We start from the raw sequence: 5,539 nt of genomic DNA on the forward strand, positions 1-5,539 counted from the left end.
CAGGAAGCCGGGCAGCGTCAGCCCGGCCGATCGCACGCCGCCGCCGACCGACGACTCGGCCTCGAGCAGCCGGACCGACAACCCGGCGCGCGCCGCGACGACGGCCGCGACGAGGCCGTTCGGCCCGCTTCCGACGACCGTGACGTCGATCACGGGCTGTGGGTTCACCGCGTCAGAACCCGGCTCCCATGGTGTTCACGTAGATCCACGGCAGTCGGTCCATCACCAACCGGTGCTGGTTGCCCTCGGCGTCGGGTCCCTCGTCCGGCACGGCGGGGTTCGACGCCTGACGGTGCTGCTGGCTCTCGTACTCGTCGTCCTCCTGCCAGAGGATGGTGCGCCCGTCATCGCTGACCCGGCCGACATAGGGCTTCACGTCACCCGAGCGCAACTCGGCGAGGGCGGCGTCGACGGATGCCGCGCGCTGCAGCCCGTGCAGCGTCACCCAGGTCGGCGGCCACAGCGTGAGCGAGCCGGCGGCGTGCCGGTCGAGCGCGTCGACGGGGCGGAACCACTCGACGGCCATGACCTCGTCGGGAGCGGGAGTGAGCTCGCCGTCGGGCACGCGCACGGCGAAGAAGGTGGTGCGCAGCTGCTTGGGCGAGTCCTTCGGGGGCGTCCAGTGCGCGAACGGCACGAGGTCGTAGCGGTCGAGCTCGAGTCCGATCTCCTCGCGCGTCTCGCGCACGGCGGCGCGGCGCGCGGCGTCCTCGGTGTCGAGCGAGCCGCCGAGGGCATCGGCCTCGTCGACGGCGCCGCCGGGGAAGACCCACGCGCCCGCGAACGAGCCGCGGTCGCGCGGCCGCTCCGCGAGGAGCACCTCGACGCCGCGCTCGCCGTCGCGCAGCAGGACGACGGTGGCCGCTGCGCCGGAGACCTCATCGTTGGTGAGGGATTCAAGGTCGCTGTTCATGCCTTCAGACTAGGCCGGACGCGCGACGAGCGCACCGGTTCCGACCGCCCGAGGCGCGCCCCCGGTGGATACACTTCGGGCATGCAACTGCCTCGATTCCGCGGACCCGACGACGAGGCCGTGTCGCCGTTCGCGACCTTCGTGCGGGCGCCCAACCCTGGGCCGATGACGCTCGAGGGCACGAACTCGTACGTGCTCCGGGCTCCGGGCTCCCGGGGCACGGTCGTGGTCGATCCAGGCCCCTCGATCGCGTCGCACCTCGACCACCTGGCCTCGTTCGGCCCGGTGGAGCTCGTGCTGCTCACGCATCATCATCCCGACCACAGCGAGGCGCTCGCCGAGTTCGCCGCGCAGGTGGGCGCGCCGGTCGCTGCGGTCGACCCCGCGTTCTGCATCGATCGTGCGCCGCTCATGGATGGCGAGGTGATCGAGGCCGCCGGCATCGAGATCGAGGTCATGCGCACCCCCGGGCACACGGCCGACTCTGCCTGCTTCGTGCTGGCCGACGACGGCGACCACGGATCGGTGCTCACCGGCGACACCATCCTCGGCCGCGGCACGTCGATCATCGCGGATCCCGACGGGGCGCTCGGCCCCTACCTCGAGTCACTCGGGCGGCTCAAGGCCTTCGCCGATTCGGTGCGCGGCATGGTGGCCGTGCTCCCGGGCCACGGGCCGGTGCTCCGCGACCTCGGCTCGATCTGCGACGACTACCTGGTGCACCGCGCCGACCGCCTCGACCAGGTGCGTCGGGCGCTCGCCCGTCTCGGCGCCGAGGCATCGGTCGGCGAGGTCACCGACCTCGTCTACGCCGACACGGATGCCGCGGTGCGGCCCGCAGCGGAGGCATCCGTCCGAGCGCAGCTCGTGTACCTCCGCGGGCGGGCGTAGCACCGCGGCATCCGTTCATCCGTTCGTCATGGCGACCTGCGGTCGCCCCTCGCGGGACGTGCCGGATCAGGCCGCGACGAGCGCGAAGCCGCCGGTCCAGCCGATCTTCTCGCCGACGGCGGCGGTGAGCTGGAGGAACCCGAGCGACTCGAGCTCACGGGCGCGGGCGAGCCGGCCCGCGTCGACGGCGTTGAGGCCGCCGGCGCGCACGACGTCGGCGAGGGCCTGCTTGGCCAGGTCGTCGTCGCCGGCGATGAGCACGGTCGTGGGAAGGCCCCCGATGGTCTTCTGCGCGAGGGTGGCGGCGAAGTTGGTGTTGAACGCCTTGAGCACCCGCGACTCGGGCAGCGCCTTGGCCAGCTCGCTGGCACGCGAGCCGTCGGCCGGCACGACGAGCGAGTCGAAGGTCTCGAAGTCCAGCGGGTTCGTGATGTCGACGACGATCCGGCCGGCGAGGTCGGCCCCGCGTGCGGCGACGATCTCGTCGATGGCGAAGTGGGGCACGGCGAGCACCACGATGTCGCCGGTGATGGGGTCGCTCGCGTCGCGGCCCACGACCTCGACGCTGTTGCCGCTGGCGGCCACGATGGCCCCGATCGCGCTGCCCATGTTGCCGTTGCCGATGATGCTGACGGTGGTCATGTCGTCCTCTCGTGCGCCCCTCGGACGCGGTTACTTGTTGGTACAACCATCACCTTAGCTGTAATCAGTTGTCGCGTCAACCAATGCGGTAGGATGAGGTCATGACCAGCGAGACGAGATGGCTGAGCACCGAGGAATCCGCCGCCTGGGTGCGCCTCGTCGCACTCGCCGAACTGCTGCCCGGCGCGCTCGACGCCCAGCTCCTGCGCGACGCCGGGCTCACGCATTTCGAGTACGGCGTGCTCATGGCGCTCGGCGCGGCATCCGATCGCACGATGCGCATGACCGAGCTCGCCTCCCGCACCAATGCGACGCTCCCCCGCCTGTCCCACGTCGCGCGCCGGCTCGAGGAGCGCGGGCTCATCCGGCGGTTCCCGTGCCCCGAAGACCGGCGCGCCACGAACGCGACGATCACCGACGCCGGCCTGCAGCTCATCGCGGATGCCGCGCCCGGCCACGTCGAGACCGTGCGGTCCAACGTGCTCGACGCGCTCTCTCCCGAGCAGCTCGAGCAGCTCTACGCCATCGCCGGCGCGGTGCTCGCCCGGCTCGACCCCGACGAGCGACTCGCCGCGACGTCCTGCCAGTTCAGCGAGGGCCCCGCGATCGCCCGCGCGGGCTGACCCGGCCGCCGCCCTGTGCCGCACCGCTGTGGTCAGCGCTGCTGCGGGCAGCACTGCCGTGAGCGGCATCCGCGCCACCGCCGCCGACCGCGACGCAGGCTGGGGTCATGAGCGAACACGAGACCCCACCGATCCAGCCGATCGACGCCGAGCTCACGCGACGGCTGTTCCACGAGCGCATCATCGTGCTCGGCGACGAGCTCGACCAGGCGGGCGGCAACCGCCTCATCGCGCAGTTGCTGACCCTCGCCGCCGACGACCCGCGCCGCGACATCCGCTTCTGGATCAACTCCCCCGGCGGGTCGGTGCCCGCGATGCTGGCGATCATGGACGTGATGCGCGCCATCCCCAACGACGTCGCCACCATCGCCGTCGGCTGGGCGGCGAGCGCCGGCCAGTTCCTGCTCACGGCGGGCACGCCCGGCAAGCGGTACGCGCTGCCGCACGCGCGCGTGCTCATGCACCAGGGCTCGTCGGGCATCGGCGGCACCGCCGTCGACGTCGAGCTGCAGGCCGACGACCTCAGGTACACGCGCGACGTGGTGCTCGGCATCACCGCCGAGCTCACCGGGCAGCCGATCGAGCGCATCGCCCAGGACTCGCTGCGCGACCGCTGGTACACGGCGGAGCAGGCGGTGGAGTACGGCTTCGTCGACCGGGTCGTGCAGGGCTCCGAGGAGCTCTACGGCGGCACCGCCCGCCCGATGACCGGACTGCGGGTGCCGGCATGAGCTCCTACACGATCCCCTACGTCGTCGAGAAGCGCGGCAACGCCGAGCGGACGATGGACGTGTACAGCCGCCTGCTCTCCGAGCGGATCGTCTACCTCGGCACCGAGATCGACGACGGCGTCGCGAACGTGCTCATCGCGCAGTTCCTGCACCTCGCGTCGGAGTCGAGCGAGACGCCGATCAGCCTGTACCTGAACTCACCCGGCGGTTCGCCGGGCGCCGCCCTCGCGGTGTACGACACGATGCAGCACATCCGACCGGATGTCGCGACGACGTGCGTCGGGCAGGCGGGAGGCCCTGCGGCGGTGCTGCTCGCCGGCGGCGCGAAGGGCCAGCGCGCGATCCTGCCGCACGGCAAGGTCACGCTGCACCAGCCCTCGACGCAGGGACGCGGCACCGTGCCCGACCTGATCCTGCACGCGGACGAGGTGGTGCGGGTGCGCGCCGAGCTCGAGGCCGCGCTGGCCGCCGACACCGGACGCGACCTGGTTACGCTGCGGCACGACACCGATCGCGACCTCATCCTGCCCGCGGCCGCCGCAGTCGCGTACGGCCTCGCCGACCACGTGCTCGAGGCCCAGGCGCTCGCGACGGTCCGCTAGGACTCGAGCATCTCGTCGACGAGGGCGCGCACCGCCGCCTCGAACGCGGCGAAGGCCGGGTTCGAGGCGGCGTCCCCCGACCAGAGGCGCAGCTCGCGGCGATCGCGCCCGGTACCCAGCTCCACCGTCACGGGCACCTCGTCGTCGCCGATGCGCCGCGTCGATCCATCGAGGTGCGCGAGGTCGGCCGCCTCGACCGCGGCCGCGAGGCGCTCGGCCTGCCCGGGCGTCAGCACGCCGGTCGCCTCACGACGACCGAGGTCGCCGCGGCCGGAACGGGACGCTGCCGCCGTGCCGTAGGCCTCGACGGTCAGCGTCACGTATCCGGACATCTCGTGTCCTCGCTGGTAGTGCAGGATCATGTCGGCTCCGCTCATCACATCTCCCGCAAGGAACAGGTGTAGCCGGCGAACGCCCGCGCCACCTCGGTGACGATGTGCTGGAAGTGGCGCGCCTTGAACTTCGCCTGCGGGATGCCCTGAGCGTAGTAGTTCGCCATGATGCTGTGGTCGTTCGTCAGCACCCGGCCCGGGATCGCCGGATTGGAGTACTCGTCGCTCACGCCGAGCGCCGCGTGGCCGAACTCGTGGGCGTAGGTGATGTCGATCTCGGGAGCCCCGCTGCCCTCGAGCTCGTAGACGTTGCCGCCGGCCGCCGCCATCGCGCTGTCGCCGCCCGGGGCGCCACCGTGCACGCCGATCTGGTAGCCGGTGTCGAGGTCGTACAGGAGGAACGTGATCGGCAGCTCGATCGGCGCCGGCCCGGCTGCGGCGGAGTTCGGCGTGCAGACGACCTTGAACTTGTTGTCGAGGTAGGAGTACGCCGCGGTCTTCACGCGGCGGATGAAGGCGGCGTACGCGGCATCCGACGCCCAGGTGCCATGGCGCACCCAGTTGATGCCGAGCGTGATCTCGATGGTCGACCGGGTGCGGTTGAGGATGAGGTCCTGCGTGTACGTGTTGCCCGTGTCGGTCGTCTCGGAGATCGCCGTGCGGGTCGTCACGTCGCGGCTGACCACCGGCCCGGCCGCGGCCGGCACGCCTCTGAGCTCGCCGGCGAGGATGCGCTGCGCCACCCGGTTGCCGACGGTGCCCTGCATCCTGGCCATCGCGTCGCGTGCGACGCCGGGCGGTTCGG

General features: G+C 72.0%; 9 protein-coding genes. 4 read left to right on the top strand and 5 right to left on the bottom strand.

Going from position 1 to position 5,539, the window contains the following annotated elements; all coding sequences use genetic code 11:
* Both GH736_RS16100 and GH736_RS16105 read right to left on the bottom strand, forming a co-directional pair.
* A partial coding sequence (locus GH736_RS16100) for an FAD-dependent oxidoreductase (RefSeq protein WP_159605138.1) occupies nucleotides 1–153 on the bottom strand: 153 nt, incomplete at its 3' end.
* A 19-nt stretch (nucleotides 154–172) separates the two neighbouring features.
* Nucleotides 173–913 carry an NUDIX hydrolase gene (locus GH736_RS16105; protein WP_159605140.1) on the bottom strand — a complete coding sequence of 247 codons (741 nt, stop codon included), beginning with the start codon at nucleotides 911–913 and terminating at the stop codon, nucleotides 173–175.
* A gap of 81 nt (nucleotides 914–994) precedes the next feature.
* Here GH736_RS16105 and GH736_RS16110 point away from each other — a divergent pair, with 81 nt between their 5' ends.
* Nucleotides 995–1,804 carry an MBL fold metallo-hydrolase gene (locus GH736_RS16110; protein ID WP_159605142.1) on the top strand — a complete coding sequence of 270 codons (810 nt, stop codon included), beginning with the start codon at nucleotides 995–997 and terminating at the stop codon, nucleotides 1,802–1,804.
* Between the two features lie 66 nt (nucleotides 1,805–1,870).
* Here the strand turns inward: GH736_RS16110 and GH736_RS16115 are convergent, their stop codons facing one another.
* On the bottom strand, nucleotides 1,871–2,446 hold the full coding sequence (locus tag GH736_RS16115; protein ID WP_159605144.1) for an NADPH-dependent F420 reductase: 576 nt from the start codon (nucleotides 2,444–2,446) through the stop codon (nucleotides 1,871–1,873).
* Nucleotides 2,447–2,547: 101 nt separating this feature from the next.
* Between GH736_RS16115 and GH736_RS16120 the strand changes: the two genes are divergently transcribed.
* The 3 genes from GH736_RS16120 (at nucleotide 2,548) to GH736_RS16130 (ending at nucleotide 4,402) form a co-directional block, all read left to right on the top strand.
* The gene (locus tag GH736_RS16120) at nucleotides 2,548–3,069 is read left to right on the top strand and encodes a MarR family winged helix-turn-helix transcriptional regulator (protein WP_159605146.1); all 522 of its coding nucleotides are present in this window, start codon (nucleotides 2,548–2,550) and stop codon (nucleotides 3,067–3,069) included.
* 107 nt (nucleotides 3,070–3,176) lie between these two features.
* On the top strand, nucleotides 3,177–3,800 hold the full coding sequence (locus GH736_RS16125; RefSeq protein ID WP_159605148.1) for a ClpP family protease: 624 nt from the start codon (nucleotides 3,177–3,179) through the stop codon (nucleotides 3,798–3,800).
* Entirely contained in the window at nucleotides 3,797–4,402 is a 606-nt protein-coding gene (locus GH736_RS16130) for a ClpP family protease (protein WP_159605150.1), read from the top strand. The genes GH736_RS16125 and GH736_RS16130 overlap by 4 nt, the downstream gene beginning before the upstream one ends.
* Here GH736_RS16130 and GH736_RS16135 read toward each other — a convergent pair.
* Both GH736_RS16135 and GH736_RS16140 read right to left on the bottom strand, forming a co-directional pair.
* A complete protein-coding gene (locus tag GH736_RS16135; protein ID WP_159605152.1) occupies nucleotides 4,399–4,779 on the bottom strand; it encodes a hypothetical protein in 381 nt (126 codons plus the stop codon). The two genes, GH736_RS16130 and GH736_RS16135, sit on opposite strands and share 4 nt — an antisense overlap.
* Nucleotides 4,779–5,539 (bottom strand): hypothetical protein (locus GH736_RS16140; RefSeq protein ID WP_203230810.1); only part of this gene is annotated, 761 nt, incomplete at its 5' end. The genes GH736_RS16135 and GH736_RS16140, both read right to left, overlap by 1 nt.

Origin of the sequence: Agromyces humi, assembly GCF_009720255.1 — a bacterium.
In the GTDB taxonomy this organism is placed as follows: Bacteria; Actinomycetota; Actinomycetes; order Actinomycetales; family Microbacteriaceae; genus Agromyces; species Agromyces humi.